Origin of the sequence: Methylorubrum populi (assembly GCF_002355515.1) — a bacterium.
GTDB classification, from domain to species: Bacteria; Pseudomonadota; Alphaproteobacteria; order Rhizobiales; family Beijerinckiaceae; genus Methylobacterium; species Methylobacterium populi_A.
Genome location: NZ_AP014809.1, coordinates 979,101 through 1,001,182, shown reverse-complemented (window position 1 = coordinate 1,001,182; position 22,082 = coordinate 979,101). Strand labels below are relative to the sequence as shown.

Here is a 22,082-nt window from a genome sequence, read left to right as displayed (position 1 = left end):
GCCCCCGGCCCAAGTCAAGCTTGGACCGGGCGGGAGCGCCGCTTTTGACCGACCCTGGGGTGCGCCGGGCACACCTCCAAGGGATTAATAGATCGGCTCGTCTGAGGCGTGGGGCGCGGCGAGCGACAGCGGTTCATAGGCCGCATCGTGCGCCGGAACCGGAGCGCGCGGCCGGCCGGGTGCCGGCGCGGCGGCGTAGGCCGTCGGCGCCGGGGCGGCCGGTGCGCGGGCGACCCGCGTGCCGGTGGTGCGCGAGGAGGTCGGCGCGACGCCGTAGGGGTCGTCCTCCTCCACGTCGATCGGCGCCTGGGTCGGGATCGTCTGGCGCGCGGGCGGGCGGGGCGAGGCCAGCGGCCGGGGCGAGCCGTCGGCGGCGGTGAGCTGCGACTCGAACTTGAGCAGCGGCTTGCAGATGCGCTTCAGGCCGCGCGGGTCGTGCATCGCCAGATCGACGTGGATGTGGTCGTAGTGGAACACGTTGGAGCCCGGCGCCAGCACCGTCGAGAACCGGGCGCAGGCCCCCACGAACACCTCGCGCAAGAAGGCCTGCTCGGCCTCGGTGCCGCGCCAGCCGCCCTTGACGGTGATGACGTGGCCGTCGGCGAGCGTGAAGGACATGATGTCGAGCGCGTTGCCGAAGGAATGCTCGGAGAGCTTGGCGCCGGCCTGGTTGTTGCGGCCGCGGCAGGAATAGGAGCCCGCGTTGATCTCGGCCACCGGCACGCCGAAATACAGGTTGGCGGCGGGCTGGATCGTGTCGGCGAGCCACGCCTCGGCCTCGGCGAGGGCTGGGCAGGCCAGCGTCATGCGCTGCTTGAGCGCCACCGAGCCGCCGCCGAGTTTCGTCACCCGGAAGGGCTGCTGCATGCCGCAGGGGCCGGGGCCGTCGATCTCCTTCGCCAGCGAGACATAGGCTGTCGGCTGCACCAGCTTGCGGGCGATGCACATCTGTTCGGCCTGGTCGCGCCATGCCTCCCGGCGTTCGAACCGGTTGATTGCACAGCCCGTGAGCCCCGCGCCGAACAGCACCAGGGCCGAGAACGCTAACGCTTTACGCCACATGGCCGGAACGATGCGCACCGTCCCGTAAACGAGCCGCTAACGATGCCGCGTCGCATTCCGCCCATGTGGAGGGCTGTTGACAGATTCGATACGGAGCGGGACTCGGGTGCGCATGATCTCGCTTCTCGATCTCCGTGCCCGCATCGCGGACGGCACCCTCTCCGCCGCGGACGCGGTTCGCGCGGCACGCGAGCGGATCGCCGGACGCGACCCTGCCATCGGTGCCGTCCTGCGCACCGCGCCTGAGGCGGCAGTGCCCACGAACGGGCCGCTTGCCGGCATCGCGGTCGGCATCAAGGACATCATCGACACCGCCGACATGGCGACCGAATTCGGCTCGGACATCTATGCCGGCTGGCGGCCGAGGGCCGATGCGGCGATCGTGTCGCGGCTGCGGGCCCTCGGCGCGGTGCCGCTCGCCAAGACCGCGACCACGGCCTTCGCCGGCCTCGACCCGGCGGCGACGGTCAATCCGCGCGATCCCGGCCACACGCCGGGCGGCTCCTCCTCGGGCTCGGCCGCCGCGGTCGCTGCCGGGATGCTGCCGCTGGCGCTCGGCACCCAGACCGGCGGCTCGGTGATCCGCCCGGCGGCCTTCTGCGGCCTGGCGGCGATCAAGCCCTCGTTCCGGCTGCTGCCGACGGTGGGCGTGAAGACCTTCTCCTGGGCGCTCGACACGGTGGGCCTGTTCGGCGCCTCGGTCGCCGACATCGCCCACGCGCTGGCCCTGATCGCCGAGCGGCCGGCGATCGAGGCCCCGGCGCCGGAGCGCCCGCGCCTCGCCCTCTGCCTCCAGGACTTCGCCGGAAGTCCCGACGCGGATGCCCTCGCGGCCCTTGAGCGCGCGGCCAGCGCCGCCGAGCGGGCCGGGGCGGTGGTCCACGACCTCGTCTTGCCCGAACCCTTCGCGCGGGCCTGGGCCGCGCATCCGACCGTGCAGGATTTCGAGGCGCGCCAGGCGCTCGCCTGGGAATATGCCGAGCATCGCGACGCCCTGCCGCCGGTGCTGCGCGGGCAGCTCGACCGGGCGCAGGACCTCACGGCCCCCGACTACGACGCCGCCCGCCGCGAGGCGCACCGGGCGCGGCGGCAGCTCAAGGAGCTGTTCTCGGATTTCGATGCGATCCTGACGGTCTCCAGCGTCGGCCGCGCCCCTCAGGGTCTCGGCTCGACGGGGGATGCGCGCTTCAACCGGCTCTGGACCCTGATGGGCGTGCCCTGCGTCAATGTTCCGGTGCCGGGCGACGGCCTGCCGCTCGGCGTGCAGATCATCGCCCGCTTCGGCGACGACGGGCGCGCGCTGTCCGTCGCGCGGGCGATCGAAGCGGTGCTGGCGCGGGATTAGGATTCTAGCGCATCGTGCTGGATATCGGATCCAGCACGATGCGCTAGGGATCTGTTTTTGCATCATCTTTTTCCGAAAGCCGCAAACCACCTTTCGGGATGATGCTCTAGGGCTGCTGCCTCCGCTCCACGAGCGGCAGGTCGATGGCGCAATGCAGGGTGGTCTCGCCCAGTTCGTAGCGCGTGCGCGCGTCGAGGGTGTAGGGCAGTGCCTTCTCGATCAGCTCCCGCCCATAGCCGCGCCGGTCCGACGCCGGCTCCTCGCGGGGTCGATCGATCCCTCTCTCGCTCCAGTACAGGGCGAGCCGCATCCGGCCGTTCTCGGTGTAGGTCCGCCACGTCACGCTCAGCCGTCCCGCGCTTCCGGCGAGCGCCCCATATTTGCGGGCGTTGGTGGCGAGTTCGTGCAGGGCCAGCGCGAAGGTCTGCACCGTCGCCTTGCGCAGCCGGACGGGGGGACCGTTGAGATCGATGCGGCCGGCCGCCTCCCAGGCGCCGAGGGCGTCGAGTTCGGTCGAGATGAGCGTGTGCAGGGTGATCGGCTCGATGCTGGAGCGGGAGAGCAGCCCCTGCACCCGTGAGAGCACTGCGAGACGATCGTAGAAGCGCCCGCGGAACACATCCATGGAGGCGCTGCGGCTCATCGTCTGTTCGGCCAGCGAGCGCACGACGGTGATGAGGTTGCGGGTGCGGTGCTGCAGCTCGGCCACCATCACGTTCTGCTGTTCCTGAAGGTGCCGCAGGTCGTCGATGTCGGTCGAGGTGCCGAGCCATTCGACGATGTCGCTTCCCTCACGCAGCGGCAGGGCGCGTGTCTGGAACCACCGGTAGCGGGCCTCGCAGGCGTGATAGATGCGGTACTCGACGGTCAGCCGCTCGGCCGTGGCCGCGTCGCCCCAGGCGTCCCGGGCCCGCTCGCGATCCTCGGGATAGACCGCTTCGAGCCAGCCGAAATCCCGGCTCTCGGCCTCGGTCTGGCCGGTATAGCCGCACCATTGCCGGCTCGCCCAGGTCCAGGCGCCGCCATGTCCCGCCCGCCAGAGGAGCTGGGGGATCCCTTCGACCAGAACGCGCTGTCGCGCTTCGCTCGCGCGCAGCTCCGCTTCGGCCTGGGCCCGCTCCGCCGCTTCCCAGGTCCGCGCGGCGACCTCCTCGATCAGCGTCGTTTCCGAGCGCGTCCATGTTCGGGGTTGATGATGGGTGATGTAGAGGACGGTGCGCACTTGGCCGTCGCGGACCAGCGGGACCGCCACGAAGCTGCCGACGCCCCCCTCTCTCCAGACGATGGGGGCCGCGACGCTCGAGGCATCGTCCACGACGACCGTCTCGCCGTTGCGGAACCGGGTGTGGATCGTCGCGCCGAAGAACCGGAGCGGCATCGGCCCGAGGCGGGGCTCGGCCTCGCCGGTGTAGCCGACTTGCCGCTCGACCCGCTCGCCGTCGGCGGAGATGCGGGCATAGCCGACCCGGCTGACCCCGAGATGGCGTCCGAGCGCCTCGACGATGCTGTGAAGGGCCGCCTTCGGATCGGTCAGCCCCTGCAGCCGGTCGGCGAGGTCGAGGAGAAAGGCTTGACGTGCCTCCTCCGCCCGCAGGTTCTCGGAGGCAATATGCTGGTCGTGGATATCCGTGGCGGCGCCGAACCAGCGCAGGATCCGTCCTTCCGCGTCCCGTGCCGGCGCATGGCGGACCAGGAACCAGCGATAGGTCCCGTCGCGGCGGCGGATGCGCTGCTGCCGCTCCAGGGGCTGGCCGGTGGCGAAAGCCTCGACGGCGATGCGTTCGACCTCTTGCCTCTCGGCGGGGTGGATCGTCGCCAGCCAGCCGCCGTCCTGAGCCTCCTGCGCGGTCTGGCCGGTATACTTGCTCCATTGCTGGTTCAGCACGATGACCTTGCCCTCGGGATCGCAGTTCCAGAGCAGGCTCGGCACGAGTTCGGCCAGGGTGCGGAAGCGCTCCTCGCTCTGGCGCAGGGTGTCGGCCGTCCGCTTGCTCAGAAGCGCCTGAAAGATCGCCGGAGCGAGGGCCTCCGCCGCCTCCCGGTCCTCCGCCCGATACCCGCCCTCGCGATTGCCGAGCCCGACCATGCCCACCGTCTGCCCGTCGCGCTTGAGCGGCACACCGAGAAAGGACCTGAGCGGCGGGTGGCCGCGCGGCGTGCCGATACGATCCGGATGCGCGTCCGGGTCGTTGACGATGAGGCTCTGCCCGTCCTTCAGGACACGGCCGTAGATGCCGTGAATCTTGAGTCCCTTGGGTGGCACGCCCTTCGGAAAGGCGGGATCGTCCATGGCGAAGTGCTGCCAGCCGCGATCGCTGATGGAGAGCTCGTCGAACTGGCAGCGCTCGTGGTTGACCTCACCCATGAAGCTGAAGGCGCTCTGGGTCACATCCTCGGCAACCGCGAGGCAGAAGCGGCCGAGCTCCTCCTCCGTGCGTGCGGTCAGCGCCTCGCGGAAGATGCGGTTGATCCCTTCGAGCACCGCGTTCTTGCGCCGGATATCTGCCTCGGCCCGTCCGCGCTGGACCGCCGACCAGATCCGCTCGGCGACGTCGCGCAGCAGCGCGACGTCGGTCTCCGTCCAGTCCCGCGGAACCGATTGCGTGACGCAGAGCGCGCCGACGAGACGGCCGTTCTTGATGAGCGGCGCGCCCAGGCAGGCCGCGATCCGCAGAGCTGTCAGGGAGGGACGGTCCGCCTCAGGGACCGCGGCCGACGTCTGCGTGTCGGTCACGACATGGCACCGGCCGCGACGGAGAATGTCCACCGACCATGGAAAGTCCGCGACCCGGTGCTCGCCGGCCAATGAGGGAACGTCGCCGCGAAGGTAGTCCCACGCAACCCGCGCGGTGCCCGCAGTCTCGTCGATGGCGACGTAGTAGGTGCGGTCGACCTGCAGCCGCTCGCCGAGCAGCCGGCATGCCTTTTCCTGGATCGCCATCGGGTCGATCAGCGTGCGCACCGCATCGCTCAGCGCCAGGAGAAAGGCCTGCCGCTTCTCGCGTTCCTGCAGGGCCGTCTCAGCCGCTTCGGGCCCGGTGACGCCGTCGTAGAGGATCAGCAGCCTGTCCCCTGCCTGCGGATAGGCGCAGACCTCGAACCGGCCCCCCATCGGCCCGTCCGCACGGTCCAACCATGCCGGCACGCCCGAGGCGGCGATCCGCGCGCAGGCCTGCACCCAGCCGGAATCGAGATCCGGCACCACTTCGCGCGCCGTCCGCCCGTGCAGCTGCGCTGCCGACAGGCCGGTCATCCGCTCGAAGGCGGGATTGAGCGCGATATAACGGAGATCGACGGCGCGGCCCTGTTCGTCGCGCACGAATTCGAGCTCGCACCACCCCTGGCCAGCCGCTTGGAACAGGGTGCTGTACTTCTCCTCGCAAACCCGCCGTGCCGTCTCGCACTCGGCGTCGCCGAGCGTTGCCCCGGTTCCGGTCACGAGCGCCAGAACCCCCGCCACGGCGCCATCGGATCCGCGCACCGGACTGAGGCAGAGCATCACCGGGGGACGGGACGCGCCCGTTCCGAGGGGAAGGCCGGCGGCGGTGACCGTTTCGCCGGATCGGGCGCGGCGCAGAAGACGCGTCAGCGCCTCCGCGTCATGCCCGTTTCGCGCGAGGGCGGAGAAGGCGAGCCCGGTCGGAACGGGGCCGAGAAGCGCGGTGAAGGCATCGTTGCACAGGACGGTCAGCGCCGAACCCCATGCCAGGGCCGCCGGCGCGCCCAGACCGGTCACGAGCCCGAGGGCGGATCGCAGCGCATCCGCCTCCATCTCGATCGAGCCGAGCGGTGGCCCCGCCCGATCGTCCGCACCGATCCCGCGGTCCGCCGTGCCCGGATTCGACGGCCGGTCGGACGGATCCGTCTTCGCGCCCATCCCACACCCCGTTGTGGCTCGATGGGCTCAACCTAAGAGACAGTCCGATACGCTTGTAAAGCACGCTCCGGTTGGATCGGGCGTGTCCGGTGCTCGAGCCAACCGAGCCCCGCCGAACCCGATTTCGGGCCAGCGGGGCAATCGGATCGACTACGCTCCGCGCAGGGACGAGAGATCGAGCGGCAGCGAGCGCAGGCGCTGACCCGTCGCGGCGAAGACCGCGTTGGCGATGGCCGGCGCCAGCACCGGCACGCCGGGTTCGCCGATGCCGGTGGGCGCGACGTCGGAGGGCACGATGTGAACCTCCACCCGCGGCATCTCGGAGATGCGCGTCGGCTGATAGCTGTCGAAGTTCCGCTCCTGCACCACGCCGTCCTTGAGGGTGATGCGGTTGCGCAGCACCGCCGAGAGGGCAAAACCCACCGCACCCTCGACCTGGGCGCGGACGACGTCCGGGTTCACCGCCACGCCGACATCGACCGCCGCGACGATGCGATTGACCCGAACGTTCGAGTCCGCCGCCGTCACGTCCGCCACCATCGCAACGTAGGAGCCGAAGGATTCGTGCACCGCGACGCCGAGGCCGCGGCCCTTCTCGGAGGACTTCTGGCTCCACCCGGCCCGCTCGGCGGCGAGCCGCAGCACGCCGGACAGGCGCGGGGCGCGGGTCAGCAGCGAGAGGCGGTAGGCGACCGGGTCGGCACCCGCCGCATGCGCGAGCTCGTCGATGACCACCTCCATGACGTGGGCGGTGTGGGTGTGGCCGACCGAGCGCCACCACAGCACCGGCACGCCCTCGCGGGCATTGTGCACCTCGAAGCGGTAGGCGGGCAGGGCGTAGGGCGTGTCGGAGGCGCCCTCGACGGTGGTGGAATCGATGCCGTTCTTGACCAGCATCGCCTCGAAGGGCGAGCCGATCATGATCGACTTGCCGACCATGGCATGGCGCCAGCCGGTGATCTGGCCCTTCTCGTTCAGGCCCGCCTTGACCGTGTGATAGACCTGCGGGCGGTAATAGCCGGCGGTCATGTCGTCCTCGCGGGTCCAGACGAGGTGAACCGGGGCCTTGCCGTCCCAGGCCTTCACGATCGCGGCGGCCTCGGCGAAGTAGTCGGCGCCCGGGGTCGCGCGCCGGCCGAACGAGCCGCCGGCCCATTGCGTGTGCAGCCGGACCTTGTCCGTCGTCACGCCCAGCGTCGCCGCTACCACCGCCTGCTCGATCGTCTGGATCTGGCAGCCGGCATAGACGTCGTAGCTGCCGTCCGCCGCCCGCTCGATCGTCGCGTTGAGGGGCTCCATCGCCGCGTGGGCGAGGTAGGGGAAGGAGAACTCCGCCTCCAGCACCTTGGCCGCGCCCTTGATGCCGGCATCGGCGTCGCCCGCCTGCGAGGCGACGAGACCGGAGGCCTTGGCGGTCTCGCGGTACTCGGCGAGGATCGCGTCCGACGAGCGGGTCTCGGCGGCGGATTCGTCCCAGGTGACCTTGAGGGCCTCGCGGGCCTTCATCGCGCTCCAGGTGTCGCGGGCGATCACCGCCACGCCTGTCGGGATCGTGACGATGCCCACCACGCCCGGCATGCCCTGCGCGGCCTCCGAATCCACCGACTTCACCGTGGCGCCGAAGCGCGGCGGGTGAGCCACGAGGGCCGTGACCTGGCCGGGGCGGCGGATGTCAAGGGAGTAGATTGCGGTGCCGTCGGTCTTCGCGACCGAGTCGATGCGCGGCACGCGCTTCCCGATCAGCGTCCACTCCGCCGGGGTCTTGAGGCGCGGCTCCTGCGGCACCGGCTTGGCGGCGGCGGCCTCGGCGAATTCACCGAAGCGGGCCTGCTTGCCCGACTTGTGGCCGATGACGCCCTTGGCGACGGTGATCTCGCCCGCCGGCACGCCCCATTTCTCGGCCGCGGCGGCGACCAGCATGGCGCGGGCGGCCGCACCCGCCTTGCGGAGCTGGAACCAGGAATTGGCGATCGCCGTCGAGCCGCCGGTGCCCTGGACCGGGCCCATCAGCAGGTTGGCGTAGAGCTTCGCGTCGGCCGGGGCGAAGGCGACGCGCATCTGGCTCCAATCCGCGTCGAGTTCGTCGGCGAGGATGGTGGCGAGGCCGGTCGTGTTGCCCTGGCCCATGTCGAGGTGCTTGATCATCACCGTGACGGTGTCGTCGGCGGCGATCCGCACGAAGGCGTTGGGCTGGGGCGGAGCCTTGGACAGCGCGTCGGAGGCCTCCGCCGCGCGGGCGCCCTTCAGGTCGACGCGGAAGGCGAGCAGAACGGCGCCCGCCGCCGCGCCGGTGAGGAAAGCGCGCCGGGACGGGGCGGGCGCATCGGTGAGATCGAGCTTGAGCATGCCGGGCTCCTTGTTCCGATAGGCTGCGAGGCGGCTCAGGCGAGCGAGCGGGCGGCTTCGTGGATGGCGGCGCGGATGCGCTGATAGGTGCCGCAGCGGCAGACATTGCCGTCCATGGCACCGTCGATATCGGCGTCGCTCGGCTTCGGGTTGTCGGTGAGCAGGCCGATGGCCGACATGATCTGGCCGGACTGGCAGTAGCCGCACTGCACCACGTCGAGGCCGCGCCACGCCGCCTTCACCGCATCGGCCACCTTGCCCTCGACGCCCTCGATCGTCGTGATCTTGGCCTCCCCCACATCACCGATGCGGGTCTGGCAGGAGCGCACCGGCTGGCCGTCCATGTGCACGGTGCAGGCGCCGCACTGGGCGATGCCGCAGCCATACTTGGTGCCGGTCATGTCGAGCCGGTCGCGGATCACCCAGAGCAGGGGCATGTCGGGGTCGGCATCGACCTCCCGGACCACGCCGTTCAGGTTGAGGGTCAGCATCGGCGCACTCCGTAATCGACGTGCCGCGCGAGGCGCCGGGGACCACCGCCGCCGTCCCACGTCGGGGAAGGCGCTACGGCGCGTCGCTTCGAGGGCACTTGAGGTCGCGGCTTGGAATCGTTCCGATTCTGATCCTCGATCGCCATTCCTGATGTGCGGCAACGCACCTGAATACGAAATGGGCTTGTCCCGCCCGAGATCGGCGCAATTCGCCGGAGTGTCGAAGCCGCTTCTTAACGGTTCGAGGGCACGCTGCCGGCTCTCCACCTTGCCCCGTGCGCCGCAAGACCACGATCAGGCCCCGCACCGCTTCCGATTGGCGATCTCGACTGTTATGGCCGACCTCACAGCGGAGATGGTTCAGCGCGGGCGGGGGCCCTCTTCGCAGGAGGTGGCCAAGCGCCGCGGCATCGCGCGCGACATGCGCTCGGCCCGGGAGCGGCTGACCTCGACGAGCGGCCTGGAGCGGGCCTTCGACACCGAATTGCTGCGGCTCTACGCCCAGTACAGGGTCGGGGCGGGCATCCCGCTCCTCGTGCTGGCGCTGGCCGTGGCGGCGGCCTCCTCGATCTGGGTGCCGGCCGTGACCGTCTCGGTCTGGGCGGCCGTGGCGCTCGCCGCCACCGCGATGATGCTGATCCTCAGCCGCCGCTTCCTGCGGCAGGCGCCGGAAAGCCTGCCGCTCAAGCGTTGGGGCCGCCTCTTCGTCGCTGCCGAGTTCGGCCAGAGCCTCGCCTGGGCGATGCTGCTGCTGGTCGGCATTCCCGGAGCCCAGACCTTCGCTCTGTTCGGCCTCGTCATCGTCGCGGCGGTGACGACGATGCTCGCCGCGACCGTGCCGGTGGCCGCCCTGTCCGGCCTCGTGCCGCTGATGCTGGCGGCGCTGTCGCTGCTGCTGTTCTCCCGCGACATGGACACGATGCTCCTCGTCGCGATGACGGTGGCGAGCCAGATCTTCTTCGCCGGCTTGGCGCGCCGCCTCTACGCCTCCGCCGTCGGCACCCTGCAATCGCGGGCGGAGAAGGACGCGATCTTCGCCGAGCTCGAACAGGCCAAGGCCAATTCCGACGAGGCGCGGCGGCGGGCGGAGGAGGCGAACCTCGCCAAGTCCCGCTTCCTCGCCACCATGAGCCACGAGCTGCGCACGCCGCTCAACGCCATCCTCGGCTTCTCGGAGGTGATGAAGAACGAGGTGTTCGGCGCCCACACCGCCCCGGCCTACCGGGAATATGCCACCGACATCCACGACAGCGGGATGCACCTGCTCAATCTCATCAACGAGATCCTCGACCTCTCGCGCATCGAGGCCGGCCGCTACGACCTGAGCGAGGAGGCGGTGCAGCTCGCCCACACGGTCGAGGAATGCCGCCACATGATGACCCTGCGCGCCCGCAGCAAGGGCCAGACCTTCGCCAGCCTGATCGACGATTCCCTGCCCCGCCTCTGGGCCGACGAGCGGGCCCTGCGCCAGATCGTGCTCAACCTCCTGTCGAACGCGGTGAAGTTCACGCCGCCCGGCGGCGAGATCACGATCAAGGTCGGCTGGACCTCGTCGGGCGGGCAGTATGTCAGCGTCAAGGATTCCGGGCCCGGCATCCCCGAGGACGAACTCGGCACGGTGATGTCCTCGTTCGGACGCGGCTCGCTGGCGATCAAGACCGCCGAGCAGGGTTCCGGCCTGGGGCTCCCGATCGTGAAGGGCCTGATCGACCTCCACGGCGGCGGCTTCCAGCTCAAGTCGAAGCCGCGCGAGGGCACCGAGGTGATCGTCACCTTCCCGGCAAGCCGCGGCATGGACGCCCTCGCCGCCGTGAACCTCGGCGACGGCAAGGCCGCGGCCGAGGCCGAGTCATCCCAGTCCCGGCGGGCGCGGGCGGCCTGATCCGTTCGAGGCGAGTCCGACCGCTTCCGAAAAACATCCCCGGCCCGACAGGTTCTCGTCAGCTTGCACGTTCTACGTGTGTCCATCGGCAGCGAGGGGCATGCATGACCGGCGGTATCTCGAACTTCGCACAGGGACCCGGCGGCGCGCCCGGCTCGTCCGGGCCGCTTCAGATCCGGATCCGCCCGCAGGGTGCTGCACCGCTTGGCGGGGGCGGCGGTGCCCTGCCGGGGGACGGAAGCTACGGTGACCCGATCCAGGGTTTCAATCAGATCAACCGGCAGATGGCGGAGACGCAGCGCGCCTTCTCGGCGACGCTGAACGCCAGCAACACGATCAATGCCGGGTTCGAGGCGGCCAACACGGCCCGCAACGCCGCGCAGCGGTCGCAACTCGGGCTGGGCTTCGACGCCGCGCAGGCCGCGCGCGCGGCGGCCTTCCCTGCGCCGCCCGTCACGGGACCGCTGCTGCCGCCGAACTTCGCCGCGACGGCGCAGGTGCCTGTCCAAGTGCCTGCATCGCCTCAGGTTCCGGCGCCGGCACCGCAACCTACGCCAGTGCCCCCGCAACTGCCCCCGCAGCCCTCGCCGCCGCAACCCCCGCCAGTGGCCGCGCCTCCGCAAGCGCCCGCACCGGTGACCCCGCAGCCGGTCCCGGTTCCGGGGGCCGCCGCTTCGCCACCGACCCCCGCGGCCGCGCCGCCACCCGTGGCCACCGCGACGGCATCGGCCATCACGGTGCCCCCGTCGCCGGGCCTGTTGGCCGGGGCCGCGCGCGTGGCGACGGCGGCGCGGGTGCCGCTGCCCGGCCCGGCGCTCCTCCCAGCCCTGCTCAGCGGACTTGTCGCCTCCGGCCTGGCCATCCTGACGGGCCGATCCCAGGGGACGACGCCGACGAGCGGGTCGCTGGCGCCGGGCCTCGACTACCACTTCGATCCGGCGGCGCCGGGCGGCGCCCGGGTCACGCTCACCCGGCCCGACCCGACCACCGGGGTGCCGCAACCCGATGCCGCGCTGACCGCGAACGCGCAGGGCGCGCTGACGACGGCCGGCGGCGCCGTGGTCGGGCGCCTTCGGGAGGGCGGCAGCTTCGAGATCGACGTGAACGCCCTGCTGGCGGCCCATCCGCCGGCCCCCGCCGCGCCGCTCAGGATGACGCCGGCCCCTGGCGGGGCGGGGCGTCGAAAGGAGCAGTCCGGCGGCCTCGGGGTTCGATCGACCAGAATTACTCCGCGCTCTTGCCCGAAACCCCCGCCTGCTCGAACGTCGCCATGTCGCGGTGGCAGGCGAGCGCGCCTTTCAGGAGGCCCAGCGCCAGGGCCGCGCCCGAGGCTTCGCCCAGCCGCATGTCGAGCGACAGAACGGGCTTGAGGCCGAGCCGCTCCAGCACCTCGCCATGCGCCCCTTCCGCCGAGCGGTGGCCGGCGAGGCAATGGTCGAGGGCGTTCGGGGCGGCGGCGTGCAGCACGGCCGCCGCGGCGGTCGCGACGTAGCCGTCGAGCACCACCGGCACACGCTGCAGCCGCGCGGCGAGGATGGCCCCGGCCATCGCCGCGATCTCCCGGCCGCCGAGCCGTGCCAGCACCGCCAGCGGGTCGCTCATGTGATCCTTGTGGGTCTCGACCGCCAACCGCACCGCCTCGGCCTTGCGGGCGAGGCCGGCGGCGTCGAGCCCGGTGCCGCGCCCGACCCAGTGCTCGGCCTCGCCGCCGTAGAGCGCGGCGTAGATCGCCGCCGCGACGGTGGTGTTGCCGATCCCCATCTCGCCGACGGCGAGGCAGTCGGTGCCCGCCGCCACCGCCTCCATGCCGAAGGCCATGGTGGCGACGCACCCCTTCTCGTCCAGCGCCGGGCCGGAGCAGATGTCGCCGGTCGGCAGGTCGACGGCGAGATCGAACACCCGGAAGCCGAGGCCATAGGCGGCGCAGAGCTGGTTGATTGCCGCGCCGCCGGCGGCGAAATTGTCCAGCATCTGCCGGTTGACCGCGGCCGGGAAGGCGGAGACGCCGCGCTCCACCACGCCGTGGCTGCCCGCGAAGACGCACACCATCGGCCGGTCGAGGGTGGGCTTGGCCTTGCCCTGCCACGCGCCGAGCCATTCCACGAAGGCTTCGAGCCGCCCGAGCGCCCCCGGCGGCTTGGTCAGCTGTGCGTCCCGCGCCCGGATCCCGGCGACCGCATCCCCGTCGGGGCCGGGCATCTCGGTCAGCAGGCGGCGGATATCGGCGAAGGGGGAGGCGGCCGGGTCTGAGGTCATGGAAGGGACTCGTGCGCGTCGAAAGGCGGGGGCACCGCGAAAGGAGATCGCCCGATCGGCGCGGGATTTGCCACCGGATAGACGGCGGCGCCGCGTAGCAGGCAGGAGGCTCCCGGCGCTATAGAAGCGGATGGGCCTGCGGGTCCAGGCGGCGAGGCGAAGGGGGGCGGAATGATCGAGCGCAGCGGTCGCGATCTCGGGCCGCCCTTTCCCGGGGCGGAATGGGTCTACGACCTCGCCGCCTGCCTCCGCTTCTTCACCCGCCTGCCGGTCCCGCCCCTGCCGGACGAGCCCGCACCCCACGCCGCGCCGGATTTCCGCACCGTGCCGCGGGTGCTGCCGCTGGCCGGACTGCTGATCGCGCTGCCGGCTGCCCTCGTGCTGGTGCTCGCCTGGGAGATCCGGCTCGGGCCGTTCGTGGCCGCCGCGCTCGCCCTCGTCGCGCTGGCGCTGATCACCGGCGCCATGCACGAGGACGGTCTGGCCGACGTCGCCGACGGGTTCGGCGGCGGGGGGAGCCGCGAGCGAACCCTGGAGATCATGCGCGACAGCCGGATCGGCGCCTATGGCGGCACCGCTCTGTTCCTCGGGCTGGCGCTGCGCGCGGCGATGCTCGCGACCCTGCTCGACCGCTCCGGCTCGCTCGCTGCCGTCGCGCTGCTCTTCGCCGCCGCCCTGTCGCGGACGGTGGCGCTGATCCCGCTCGCGATCCTCGACCCCGCCCGTCCCGGCGGCGCGGGCGCCGCCGTCGGCCGGCCGACCCGCGCGACGCTCGCGGTTGCGGGGCTGATCTGTCTGGTCCTCGCCGGGATCGCCGCCGCCCTCGGCCTGCCGCCGCTCGGCCTCGTCCTCGCGCTGATCCTGGCGCCGCTCGCGGCCTTCGGCCTGAGCGCGCTCGCCGAGCGGAAGATCGGCGGCCAGACCGGCGACGTCGTCGGCGCCTGCCAGCAGATCGGCGAGATCGCGGTGCTGCTGGCGCTGGTGGCGGCGACGGCGTAGGCGGGGGACGCGTGATGCTGAGGATCCTCCGCCGGCTCTTGGCCGGCCGACGGGCGGAGGGGCGGACCTCTCAGCCCGCCGACACACCCGCGGAAACGATCGACCGCACCGACACCGCCGAGCGGATCGAGGTTCTGGCGCGCGGCGGCTTCGAGAGCGAGGCCTCGACGCTCGAGTCGATCCGGGACGAGTACCTGAACCCCGACGCGATCGATCCCGACGATCGCCGCTGGGTCGAGGCGGAGGTCGCCCGTGCCTTCGCGCGCAAGCGGGCCGACGAGGCGACGTGGCCGCTGGAGACGGATTTCGATCGCCTCGCCATCGCCTTCGACACGCTCGACGCCCGCGGCATCATCGCGCTGCATTGTGCCGGCTACACCCGCTCGGACGGGATTTCGGACGCGGCTGAAGTCTATCACCAGCGTCGGGAGCGCGGGCGCCCCTCGCGCGGGTTCGTGTTCTACCACGGGCAGGACGTCGAGGCGGTCGTCGTCGACCAGGGCCTCTACCTCGCCTTCGGCTCGTTCGACGACCGCGACGAGTCCATGGCCGCCATCGCCGCCGAGATCGTGGCGGCCGTGGAGGCACAGGGCCTGCGGACGCAGTGGAAGGGCGATGTCGGCACACGCATCCTCGTTCACCCGATCCGCTGGTTGAAGCGCAGCCCGGCCGACGACCCCCGGGACGGATAAGGTTTCCCGCCAGACCTTGATTCACGGCCCCGCTCGGTCCCATCTGCACGGGCGATGCTGGCGACTCCTTCGAGAAAACCCTCCTCACCCTGCACCAAGGTCTGCGTGCTCGATGCCGTGACGGGCCTGTGCGAGGGCTGCGGGCGCACGCGCGAAGAGATCGGGCTGTGGGGCTCGCTGTCCGAGCCGCAGCGCCTGGCGGTCATGGCGGTGCTGCCCGAGCGGCTGCGCCGGGCCTATCCCGAGCGGGACCCGCGCGCGCGATGATGTGGGCTGGCCTCGCCATCCTCGGGATCGGCCTCGTCGTCTTGGTTGCCAACCACGACGGCGGCCCGGTGATGGGACTCGATTCGGATCAGCTCGCCGGCCTCGTCTCGATGACGGCGCTGCTGCTCCTCCTCACCGCCGGGCGCTGGCGGCAGGCGCTCGCCATGCCGGGCAAGACCCTTGGCTCGATCCTGATCTGGCTCGCCATCGGCGCGGTGATCATCATCGGCTACACCTACCGCGACGACGCGCAGCGCGTCGGCGCCAATGTCGTCGGAGCCCTGCGCCCCGGCACCGCCGTGGTCGGCCCCGGCGGCGAGGTGACGATCACCCGCCGCTCCGACGGCGACTTCTCGGTCCTGGCGGAGGTGAACGGCGGCTCCGAGGAGCGCTTCGTCTTCGACACGGGGGCGAGCAGCGTCGTGCTCACCGCCGCGACCGCCGAGCGGCTCGGCATCCGCCCGCCGGAGAGCGCCTTCACCCAGCGAGTCTCCACCGCCAACGGCACCGCGCTCACCGCGCCGATCCGGCTCGACTCGATCACCGTCGGGCCGATCACCGAGCGCAATGTCAACGCGATGGTGAGCCGGCCCGGCGTGCTGACGACCAACCTGCTCGGCCAGAGCTTCCTCGACCGGCTGCCCTCGTACGAGGTGCGCGGCGACCGGCTGATCCTGCGCAGCCGCTGACGGCGGCCATCAGCGGCGCCCGCCGCCGCCGGGGCCTCCGCCGAAGCCGCCGCTACCGCCGAAGCCGCCACCGCCGGGGCCGCCGCCACCGAACCCGCCCGGTCCCCCGCCGCCGGGGCGATCGAACCCGCCGCCAGGGCCGCCGAAACCACCGCCCGTTCCGATACCGGGCCCGGGGCGCGTGTCGATCGGATAGCCGCCGGGCTTCGCGCCTCCCGCACCTGCGCCGCCCCGGCCCGGTTCGAAGCCGCCGGCTCCGCCGCCGGGACGGGAGACCGGCGCATCGCCGCCCCCTCCGGGGCGCCCCGGTCCACCGGGTCCCTGGCCGCCGTCGCGGCCGCTGCCCGGGCCTCGCCCGCTGCCGGGGCCTTGGCCGGCGGAATCGAGCCCGCCCCGCCCCGAGGCGTCGCCTCGGACCGATTCCACCGTCATCCGTCCGCCCCGGCCGATCGCGGTCTCGATCACGGCGGGGCGAGCCGGTCCAGGCAGGGCCGAGGGTGCAACCCGTCCGGACACGGCGAGGCCGGAGCCGAGCCGCAAACCGCCGCCGCCCGGTGCGACGTAAGCCTCGATCGAGGCCCGGGCGAGCCCCGCCGGGAAGGGGCGGCTGACGTCCCGGGCCGACGCGACGGTCATCCCCGTCGGGCCGGCCTCGCCCTCCACCAGTGCCCGCCGCCCGACGAGCCCCGATTCGAGGCCCGGGAGGCGCAGGCCGCCGATGCGCAGCGCACCGTCGGCGCCGCGCCGCACCGGCCCGGCGACGCGGGCGCTTCCCGTTGCGCGCGGTTCGATCAGGCTCGCGACGACGGTGCCGTCGGGCCGGCGCAGGCCGCTCACCGCCACGCGCTCGCCCACCGCGAGCGTCGTCAGGTGTCTCAGGCCCGCCGTGGATACGGTCTGGCCGAGCACCTTCAGGCGGCCGCGGGCGACAGCCTCGACCGGACCGACGACCTCACTCGTCACGTCGATGGCACCCGTCGAGAGGTCTCCCTCCGGCCCCCGCGCCACCACGCGCACGACGTGGCCGATCCTGAGGTCAGCGACGCGCGCGGGGGCACCGTCGATGCGCACCCGCACGTCCGGCGGATAGGTGATGCGCAGGTCGTTGACGACGATCGAGCCGAACCGGCGGATCGTGCCGATCACGCCCGTGCCGCCGATGCCGCGATCGCTGCCGGGCGTCTCATCCTCGGCGGGACGCGCGCCGGTGCCGCCGATGCCGCGGTCCTGGATGGGGTCGGCGAGGGGGGCTGCCGGTGTCTGAGGCCATGCGGGGCTCGGCCGCGACAGAAGAGTACCGGCCAGGAGCGCCAGCAGGCCGCGTCGGGTCGGGGCGATGCGGCTCACGGCGCGCGGCCTTCCGTTCCTGTCGATTCCGGCTCCGGACCGGGATCGGCGGTGGGCACCTCCTCCCGATAGATGTAGATGCCGAAATTCCAGCGATGGCGTCCGCCCTCGTCGTCGGCGCAGGCGGCGTGAGCCTCGGCATTGGCCTGCTTGAGCGCCGCCATGGCGATCTCGCGGGCCCGGGCCTCCAGCCGTGCGGCGAGCGCGTCGGAGAGGCCGTCGTAATGAACGGCGCGCTCGAAGAAGCGCGGGGCAGGCGCGGAAACGTTCCCGGCGGCGGCCGCGATGTGGTCGTGCAGGTTCCGCCCGAAATAGTAGAGCTGCGGCTCGGCTCCGCCCTTGGGCAGATAGGCGGATTCCAGCAGGCGGACCCGGCCCTCGGCGTCGAGGATGGCGAGACCTCGGTCGAGCCACTCGTCGAGCACGGCGCGGGGCCGAACGTCCTTGGTCACGCCCGCGACCAGGCTCTCGAAGGAGGGAGCCGCATCGTCGGCCGAGCGCGGCAGCGGCAGCGGCCGGCCCTGACCGTCGGTGAATTCGGGCGCGGCGATCCAGCGGGCGATGATCCGGCTCGTGCGCGACACCGTCGCCGGCACTCGGCTCACCGGCGCGCCCGCCCCGCGCAGGCGCCGCACCTCCTTGCGGTGGATGCCCGTCAGCAGGCTGACCCGGCTGTCGGTCTGCTCCTTGCCGGATAGGGCGAAATCGTACTCGGCGACGTTCACGTAGAGTTCGCGCAGCAGGTTGGTGAGCGCCGGGAAGGTGATGCCGCGCTGAACCAGCAGGCGCACCAGCGGCCGCAGCAGACGCGCCACGGGCCCGTGCAGGGCGGCGCCGTCCGGAGACGGGGCGGGTTCGATCGGCTGAGACATGGCCCGAGCTTAGAGGCAACTGCGTGGGACGCAATCCCACGATGTGCGTTCGAGCACCCGCGTCCGACGGATTCTCGTTGACGTGTGAATTTTTCACACGCAAGTTTTGTGGGTAAAATTCCCACTATATCCCTTGGCTTCGGTAAGGCATCGCGATGATCGAACTGAGACCTCTCCTCGTTCGGAGCGAAGCGCCGCTCCTGCTTGCCGCTCACCCGGGCAGAGTGCTCGGTGCGTCGCCTCGGCCTCTGATCCGCGGCGTGATTCTGGCCGCGATCCTGTCCGCGGTGCTCGGACTTCCCGTCCTCCGGACCTCGGCTGATGGCGAGCGGCCAGCCTTTCGTGGTCCCGCGGCGCAAGCCGTCGACCTCAACGCTCCGCGGCCTGGCGTGACGCGGGTCGTGCGGGAGGCTCTTCGATGAGGGCTGCCAGCCAGACCGCCTTTCCCACGGCGGGCCTTGCCGCGAGCCGGCTGTGGCCGACCGGTCGGCACCGCGTCCGAGCGCCGGCCCGGCACACCGAGCCTGAACCCAAGTCCTGCGGCGGCGAGAGCGTCATCAATTTCGCCCTCTGCCTGATCCTGGCCGTCGCAGTCGTCGGCCTGCTGGTGCTCGCGCTCTGACCTCGCCTCAGGGGCGCGCCAAAACTGAATCCGAACCCGAACCGAGAGACAACGATGATCCGACGCCCGATACGGCCGGCCCTCGCCGGCCTTCTGAGCAGCCTTCTCGCAGGCGGCGCGTCCAGCGCCGACCTTCCGCGCCGGGCCGCACCTCCGCCGCCGCCGGTTCTGCCGGTCTTCAGCTGGACCGGCTTCTATGTCGGCGTGAATGCCGGCTATGGCATCCGCGGCGGGGCTTCGAGCCACACGGATGCGACTTACGGCACCGTCACGGAGAGCGGAGGCCGGGGCGGTTTCGTCGGCGGCGGCCAGTTCGGCTACAATTACCAGCTGACGCCGGGCGCGGGCTGGGTGCTCGGGGCCGAGGCGGATTTCCAGGGCACCGGGTTCGGGCGCCGCGGCGACGGCACCGTCGGTACCACGCCCTATTACGGTATCGCCCCGAGCCTCGACTGGTTCGGCACGGTGCGCGGCCGACTCGGCTACGCCTTCGACCGCTGGCTCATCTACGGCACCGGCGGTTTCGCCTATGGCGGGGGCAGCAAGTCTCCCTACGCCTCCGCTTATCCCTACAGCCTGCCGGACACCACGCGGCTCGGCTACGCTGCCGGAGCGGGCATCGAATACGCCCTTACCGACCGTATTTCGGTGAAAGTCGAGGGGCTCTATGTCGATCTCGGCAAGCAGAACGTCGGAGCGACCGTCTACGACGCGACCGTCCCTGCCTACTACGGCACCGGTCGATCAGAATCCGGTTTCGGCGTCGTGCGCGGAGGCTTGAACTATAAGTTCTGAAATCAGGACCCTGGCTTGTGTCTTGCGTGAAAGAGTGAACCGCGACCACGGAAAAATCGTTTGAACGGCTCAGCCTTCCCCGGGCGGGTGATGAACCCGGCCGGCGAAGGCTGTGAGGGGAGCGTGTCGAACGGAGACTTTGAACGTGGCCACTCCTGCCTATCCCGCCGCCCGGCGCCGTCCCCTGGTCGCCGGGCTCTCGGCCGTCCTGCTCGGGCTCGCCCCGCTGGCGGCTTTCGCTCAATCCGTCGCCCCACCGGTGGTCGAGGCCCCCACCCTCGAGGCACCGGCCGCGCCCGACCTCGGCAACGGATTGCCGCAGGGCGCGCTCGTCTTCCATGGCAATTATTGCGGTCCGGGCAGCCGCGGTGCCGGCCTTCCTCCGACCGACGCCCTCGACCGGGCCTGTATGCACCACGATGCCTGCTCGCCGCCCGTGGGGCAGGGGCTGCCCACCTGCTCCTGCAACGACCGGCTGGCGCGCGAGGCCACCGTAGTGGCCCGCACGCCGCGCATTAGCGACGAATTGCGGACGGCGGCGCAGTTCGTGGCCATCGGTGCGAAGGCGCTGGCCTGCGAACCCTGACCGTTCTCGGCTGAGGCCGGAATCGGCCCGGGAAGCGGGTCCCGCCCCGCGCATCGGCCCGGTCATCAGGTTGCGGACCTGATCCGGGACGACGCGCGGGGTTGTCGCTCTTGCAGGCCTTGTTCCCGAAAGCCGCGATTCACCTTTCGGGTGGAGGCTTTAGGGCGCCTCGGGCGTCTCCATGGGAATGCCCAGCGCGTCGAGACCTTCCTCGAGCAGGGAGGCCGCGTCCGGGGTGCCGAGCAGCTCGCGCATCACCGTGTCGCCGGCCGCCTCGCGCTCCTTGGCGAAGGCGACCGCATTGTGCCACTCCGCCGCCTCGTAGTCGCCGCGGCCGATATAGAGGAGCGCTCCGAGATCGGCGCGCTCATCCTCGTTGAGCCCGGCGATCATGCTGCGGACCTCCTGCTCGGTGGCGTCGTCGGTGCCGCTGGCCAGGATGTCGATCGAGCCGTCGTCAGTCGGGTTGGAACCCGAATCCGGATCGGTCACGCCTTCCTTCACCTCGACCGCCCGCAGCCGAAGGATGATCTCGGTGACCTTGTCGAGGGCGATGTCCATACGTCACTCCAGCTTCGACGGGCCCTGCGGAGAGGGCAGCGCGTCGGGTTCGAACGGAACGCGCGGGATCCGTCGCGGTCGTCCGGACCAGCCGGTGACATCGGGCCGCAACGGGGGCGCAGAGCCTCGACAACCCGTGGCGTGGCCATTGGTTCGGCGCGACCGGGGGGCCGGCCCGGCGGGGATGACGCAGGGGCGGCAGGCGGGGCGTTTCGCGAAGGCTGGAGCGCGTCAGGCGCGCGGCGGATACCCGCCCGGCTCGGCGGGCACGGTCCGCGCCGGGCGCTCCTCTTCCCGCCGGTGCCACATCAGGAGGAGGGCGGAAACCACGAGCCAGGGGCCGGCGATCCCGATGAAGAACGACATGGGCGCATCTCCCGCGCGGTGGCCTCCGTTTGGTGAGGGAGATCCGTTCCGCGTCGAAGGATGATAGGCGCTGCCGCCCGGCCCGCAAGCCGGCGGTCAGGCGAACAGCTCGGGACGGCGCAGGCGCAAGGCGAGCAGAAGCACCAGCGTCTTCATGTCGGTGATCTCGCCGGCCTCGCTCATCGCCGCGAGGGAGGCGAGCGGCATCTCGACCACGGTGATGGCCTCGTGCTCCTCGGCCAGGCCGCCGCCCTGTCCCTCCCGGTCGCTCTCCGCGTAGGGGGCGAGGAACAGGTGCATCCGCTCCGTGGAGATCCCCGGCAGACTCCACACCGTCGAGACCGGCTCGAGCCGCGACAGTCGCAGGCCGGTCTCCTCGAAGGCTTCCCGGCGTACGCCCTCTGCCGGATCCGCCTCGTCGAGCAGGCCCGCGGGCACTTCGAGCAGATCGGTCACGCCCGCGGTGAAGAAGGGCGGCGCGCGGAATTGGCGAATCAGCACGGCGACCCGACGCTCCGGGTCGTAGGGCAGCACGCAGACCGCCTCGCCGTGATCCTCGATCTCGCGGGTCACCTCGGCGCCCTCGGGCGTCGTCACCTCGGCGACGACGAAGCTGGCCCAGCCGTCGTGGACGGTGCGGGTGCCGCGGATCTCGGGGGGCATGGCGTCTCCAGGGAGGGCGTGGGGCAGGGCGCGTTCGGGATCAGGCTGGTTCGGGCGCACGGTCGGCGCCGCGGCGGATCAGGAAGCGCGAGGCCGGACCGTTCCGTTCCTGCGCCTCCAGAGCGGCTCCTTCCTCGCGGACGACGTTGGGGATGTCGATCCCAGCCAGCGGATCGGTCGCGGTCACGGCAAGACGCGCTCCGGGCGCGAGGGCGCGCAGGGCTTTGCGCGTGCGCAGCGCCGGAAGGGGGCATTTGAGGCCGCTGAGGTCGAGTTCGACCGCGCCGTCCTGCGAAAAATCGAGCATGGGCACGGCGCATAGCATGAAAAAGCCCCGCCGGCTGAACCCTGCCGGCGGGGCGAC

The 22,082-nt window shown here is 71.6% G+C and carries 21 protein-coding genes; 9 read left to right on the top strand and 12 right to left on the bottom strand.

The window, feature by feature from the left end:
- Positions 1-84: 84 nt before the first annotated feature.
- Positions 85-1,062: an extensin-like domain-containing protein gene (locus tag MPPM_RS04635; RefSeq protein WP_096484047.1), complete on the bottom strand. Its 978-nt coding sequence runs from the start codon at positions 1,060-1,062 to the stop codon at positions 85-87.
- A gap of 112 nt (positions 1,063-1,174) precedes the next feature.
- Here MPPM_RS04635 and MPPM_RS04630 point away from each other — a divergent pair, with 112 nt between their 5' ends.
- On the top strand, positions 1,175-2,407 hold the full coding sequence (locus MPPM_RS04630) for an amidase (protein WP_096484046.1): 1,233 nt from the start codon (positions 1,175-1,177) through the stop codon (positions 2,405-2,407).
- 106 nt (positions 2,408-2,513) lie between these two features.
- Here the strand turns inward: MPPM_RS04630 and MPPM_RS04625 are convergent, their stop codons facing one another.
- The 3 genes from MPPM_RS04625 to MPPM_RS04615 form a co-directional block, all read right to left on the bottom strand.
- Complete coding sequence (locus MPPM_RS04625; protein WP_244573468.1) at positions 2,514-6,284, bottom strand: GAF domain-containing protein; 3,771 nt, start codon at positions 6,282-6,284, stop codon at positions 2,514-2,516.
- 150 nt (positions 6,285-6,434) lie between these two features.
- The gene (locus MPPM_RS04620; RefSeq protein WP_096484045.1) at positions 6,435-8,630 is read right to left on the bottom strand and encodes a xanthine dehydrogenase family protein molybdopterin-binding subunit; all 2,196 of its coding nucleotides are present in this window, start codon (positions 8,628-8,630) and stop codon (positions 6,435-6,437) included.
- A gap of 35 nt (positions 8,631-8,665) precedes the next feature.
- On the bottom strand, positions 8,666-9,121 hold the full coding sequence (locus tag MPPM_RS04615) for a (2Fe-2S)-binding protein (RefSeq protein WP_096484044.1): 456 nt from the start codon (positions 9,119-9,121) through the stop codon (positions 8,666-8,668).
- 334 nt (positions 9,122-9,455) lie between these two features.
- Between MPPM_RS04615 and MPPM_RS04610 the strand changes: the two genes are divergently transcribed.
- Positions 9,456-11,003: a sensor histidine kinase gene (locus MPPM_RS04610; RefSeq protein ID WP_096484043.1), complete on the top strand. Its 1,548-nt coding sequence runs from the start codon at positions 9,456-9,458 to the stop codon at positions 11,001-11,003.
- A gap of 268 nt (positions 11,004-11,271) precedes the next feature.
- Here the strand turns inward: MPPM_RS04610 and MPPM_RS04605 are convergent, their stop codons facing one another.
- Both MPPM_RS04605 and cobT read right to left on the bottom strand, forming a co-directional pair.
- Positions 11,272-11,460, bottom strand: coding sequence for a hypothetical protein (locus MPPM_RS04605; RefSeq protein ID WP_096484042.1), 189 nt, complete (start codon positions 11,458-11,460; stop codon positions 11,272-11,274).
- A 767-nt stretch (positions 11,461-12,227) separates the two neighbouring features.
- On the bottom strand, positions 12,228-13,259 hold the full coding sequence (gene cobT, locus MPPM_RS04600; protein ID WP_096484041.1) for a nicotinate-nucleotide--dimethylbenzimidazole phosphoribosyltransferase: 1,032 nt from the start codon (positions 13,257-13,259) through the stop codon (positions 12,228-12,230).
- A 171-nt stretch (positions 13,260-13,430) separates the two neighbouring features.
- Between cobT and cobS the strand changes: the two genes are divergently transcribed.
- From cobS to MPPM_RS04580, 4 genes are read left to right on the top strand one after another with little or no spacing between them, the layout of a single operon-like run.
- Positions 13,431-14,258, top strand: a complete 828-nt coding sequence (gene cobS / locus MPPM_RS04595) for an adenosylcobinamide-GDP ribazoletransferase (RefSeq protein WP_096484040.1) — start codon at positions 13,431-13,433, stop codon at positions 14,256-14,258.
- Positions 14,259-14,272: 14 nt separating this feature from the next.
- Positions 14,273-14,950, top strand: coding sequence for a DUF6891 domain-containing protein (locus tag MPPM_RS04590; protein ID WP_096484039.1), 678 nt, complete (start codon positions 14,273-14,275; stop codon positions 14,948-14,950).
- Positions 14,951-15,004: 54 nt separating this feature from the next.
- Positions 15,005-15,217 carry a DUF1289 domain-containing protein gene (locus tag MPPM_RS04585; RefSeq protein WP_096484038.1) on the top strand — a complete coding sequence of 71 codons (213 nt, stop codon included), beginning with the start codon at positions 15,005-15,007 and terminating at the stop codon, positions 15,215-15,217.
- A complete protein-coding gene (locus MPPM_RS04580; protein ID WP_096484037.1) occupies positions 15,214-15,906 on the top strand; it encodes a retropepsin-like aspartic protease family protein in 693 nt (230 codons plus the stop codon). Before MPPM_RS04585 ends, MPPM_RS04580 begins: the two co-directional genes overlap by 4 nt.
- 9 nt (positions 15,907-15,915) lie before the next feature.
- On the opposite strand, the gene MPPM_RS04575 is transcribed toward MPPM_RS04580, so the two are convergent.
- Together MPPM_RS04575 and MPPM_RS04570 are read right to left on the bottom strand one after the other, a co-directional pair.
- Complete coding sequence (locus MPPM_RS04575) at positions 15,916-17,253, bottom strand: DUF5666 domain-containing protein (protein ID WP_096484036.1); 1,338 nt, start codon at positions 17,251-17,253, stop codon at positions 15,916-15,918.
- On the bottom strand, positions 17,250-18,125 hold the full coding sequence (locus tag MPPM_RS04570; RefSeq protein ID WP_096484035.1) for a DUF6502 family protein: 876 nt from the start codon (positions 18,123-18,125) through the stop codon (positions 17,250-17,252). Before MPPM_RS04570 ends, MPPM_RS04575 begins: the two co-directional genes overlap by 4 nt.
- Before the next feature lie 418 nt (positions 18,126-18,543).
- On the opposite strand from MPPM_RS04570, the gene MPPM_RS04565 reads away from it, so the two are divergent.
- From MPPM_RS04565 to MPPM_RS04555, 3 genes are all read left to right on the top strand, one after another.
- Entirely contained in the window at positions 18,544-18,747 is a 204-nt protein-coding gene (locus tag MPPM_RS04565) for a hypothetical protein (protein WP_096484034.1), read from the top strand.
- A gap of 54 nt (positions 18,748-18,801) precedes the next feature.
- Positions 18,802-19,542 carry an outer membrane protein gene (locus MPPM_RS04560; protein ID WP_096484033.1) on the top strand — a complete coding sequence of 247 codons (741 nt, stop codon included), beginning with the start codon at positions 18,802-18,804 and terminating at the stop codon, positions 19,540-19,542.
- Positions 19,543-19,687: 145 nt separating this feature from the next.
- Positions 19,688-20,128, top strand: a complete 441-nt coding sequence (locus MPPM_RS04555) for a phospholipase A2 family protein (RefSeq protein ID WP_096487719.1) — start codon at positions 19,688-19,690, stop codon at positions 20,126-20,128.
- Positions 20,129-20,287: 159 nt separating this feature from the next.
- On the opposite strand, the gene MPPM_RS04550 is transcribed toward MPPM_RS04555, so the two are convergent.
- From MPPM_RS04550 to MPPM_RS04540, 4 genes are all read right to left on the bottom strand, one after another.
- Positions 20,288-20,689, bottom strand: a complete 402-nt coding sequence (locus MPPM_RS04550) for a DUF3775 domain-containing protein (protein WP_096484032.1) — start codon at positions 20,687-20,689, stop codon at positions 20,288-20,290.
- A gap of 231 nt (positions 20,690-20,920) precedes the next feature.
- On the bottom strand, positions 20,921-21,055 hold the full coding sequence (locus MPPM_RS29160; RefSeq protein ID WP_280176348.1) for a hypothetical protein: 135 nt from the start codon (positions 21,053-21,055) through the stop codon (positions 20,921-20,923).
- 96 nt (positions 21,056-21,151) lie between these two features.
- Entirely contained in the window at positions 21,152-21,718 is a 567-nt protein-coding gene (locus tag MPPM_RS04545; protein WP_096484031.1) for an NUDIX domain-containing protein, read from the bottom strand.
- A gap of 40 nt (positions 21,719-21,758) precedes the next feature.
- Complete coding sequence (locus MPPM_RS04540; protein WP_096484030.1) at positions 21,759-22,025, bottom strand: sulfurtransferase TusA family protein; 267 nt, start codon at positions 22,023-22,025, stop codon at positions 21,759-21,761.
- Positions 22,026-22,082 lie beyond the last annotated feature (57 nt).

Bases quoted from the DNA above. Each gene is read 5' to 3' on its own strand.
- MPPM_RS04630 (WP_096484046.1), top strand. From the start codon at position 1,175: ATGATCTCGCTTCTCGATCTCCGTGCCCGCATCGCGGACGGCACCCTC.
- MPPM_RS04550 (WP_096484032.1), bottom strand. From the start codon at position 20,689: ATGGACATCGCCCTCGACAAGGTCACCGAGATCATCCTTCGGCTGCGG.
- cobT (WP_096484041.1), bottom strand. From the start codon at position 13,259: ATGACCTCAGACCCGGCCGCCTCCCCCTTCGCCGATATCCGCCGCCTG.
- MPPM_RS04570 (WP_096484035.1), bottom strand. From the start codon at position 18,125: ATGTCTCAGCCGATCGAACCCGCCCCGTCTCCGGACGGCGCCGCCCTG.
- MPPM_RS04545 (WP_096484031.1), bottom strand. From the start codon at position 21,718: ATGCCCCCCGAGATCCGCGGCACCCGCACCGTCCACGACGGCTGGGCC.
- cobS (WP_096484040.1), top strand. From the start codon at position 13,431: ATGATCGAGCGCAGCGGTCGCGATCTCGGGCCGCCCTTTCCCGGGGCG.
- MPPM_RS04580 (WP_096484037.1), top strand. From the start codon at position 15,214: ATGATGTGGGCTGGCCTCGCCATCCTCGGGATCGGCCTCGTCGTCTTG.
- MPPM_RS04585 (WP_096484038.1), top strand. From the start codon at position 15,005: ATGCTGGCGACTCCTTCGAGAAAACCCTCCTCACCCTGCACCAAGGTC.
- MPPM_RS04635 (WP_096484047.1), bottom strand. From the start codon at position 1,062: ATGTGGCGTAAAGCGTTAGCGTTCTCGGCCCTGGTGCTGTTCGGCGCG.
- MPPM_RS04625 (WP_244573468.1), bottom strand. From the start codon at position 6,284: ATGGGCGCGAAGACGGATCCGTCCGACCGGCCGTCGAATCCGGGCACG.
- MPPM_RS04565 (WP_096484034.1), top strand. From the start codon at position 18,544: ATGAGGGCTGCCAGCCAGACCGCCTTTCCCACGGCGGGCCTTGCCGCG.
- MPPM_RS04560 (WP_096484033.1), top strand. From the start codon at position 18,802: ATGATCCGACGCCCGATACGGCCGGCCCTCGCCGGCCTTCTGAGCAGC.
- MPPM_RS04610 (WP_096484043.1), top strand. From the start codon at position 9,456: ATGGCCGACCTCACAGCGGAGATGGTTCAGCGCGGGCGGGGGCCCTCT.
- MPPM_RS04590 (WP_096484039.1), top strand. From the start codon at position 14,273: ATGCTGAGGATCCTCCGCCGGCTCTTGGCCGGCCGACGGGCGGAGGGG.
- MPPM_RS04620 (WP_096484045.1), bottom strand. From the start codon at position 8,630: ATGCTCAAGCTCGATCTCACCGATGCGCCCGCCCCGTCCCGGCGCGCT.
- MPPM_RS29160 (WP_280176348.1), bottom strand. From the start codon at position 21,055: ATGTCGTTCTTCATCGGGATCGCCGGCCCCTGGCTCGTGGTTTCCGCC.
- MPPM_RS04540 (WP_096484030.1), bottom strand. From the start codon at position 22,025: ATGCTCGATTTTTCGCAGGACGGCGCGGTCGAACTCGACCTCAGCGGC.
- MPPM_RS04615 (WP_096484044.1), bottom strand. From the start codon at position 9,121: ATGCTGACCCTCAACCTGAACGGCGTGGTCCGGGAGGTCGATGCCGAC.